The sequence below is a fragment of the Streptomyces scabichelini genome, assembly GCF_011045015.1.
In the GTDB taxonomy this organism is placed as follows: Bacteria; Actinomycetota; Actinomycetes; order Streptomycetales; family Streptomycetaceae; genus Streptomyces; species Streptomyces scabichelini.
Genome location: NZ_JAAKZY010000491.1, coordinates 1 through 565 on the forward strand (window position 1 = coordinate 1; position 565 = coordinate 565).

General features: G+C 69.0%; 1 protein-coding gene. It reads left to right on the top strand.

The window, feature by feature from the left end:
* A partial coding sequence (locus G5C60_RS50875) for an alpha-amylase family protein (protein ID WP_241267675.1) occupies nucleotides 1-565 on the top strand: 565 nt, incomplete at both ends.

Consider the following 565-nt stretch of genomic DNA (forward strand, 5'->3'; position numbering starts at 1 on the left):
CGCGCAGGCTGCCGGCGATCGCCCGGATGGGCTTCGACGTCGTCTACCTGCCGCCCATCCACCCCATCGGCACCACCTTCCGCAAGGGCCCCAACAACACCCTGGACCCCGGCCCCGACGACGTGGGCGTGCCCTGGGCGATCGGCTCCCCGCACGGCGGCCACGACGCCGTCCACCCCGACCTGGGCACCATCGACGATTTCGACGCGTTCGTGGCCCAGGCGCAGGCGGTGGGCCTGGAGGTGGCGCTGGACTTCGCGCTGCAGTGCTCGCCGGATCATCCCTGGGTGGCCGAGCATCCCGAGTGGTTTAACCACCGTCCGGACGGCACCATCGCCTATGCGGAGAACCCGCCGAAGAAGTACCAGGACATCTACCCGATCGCCTTCGACGCGGATCTGGCCGGGCTGGTCGCGGAGACGCTGCGGGTGCTGCGAGTGTGGATGGGTCATGGGGTGCGGATCTTTCGGGTGGACAATCCGCACACCAAGCCGGTGGCGTTCTGGGAGCGGGTGATCGCGGACATCAACCGCACCGACCCGGATGTGATCTTCCTGGCGGAGGC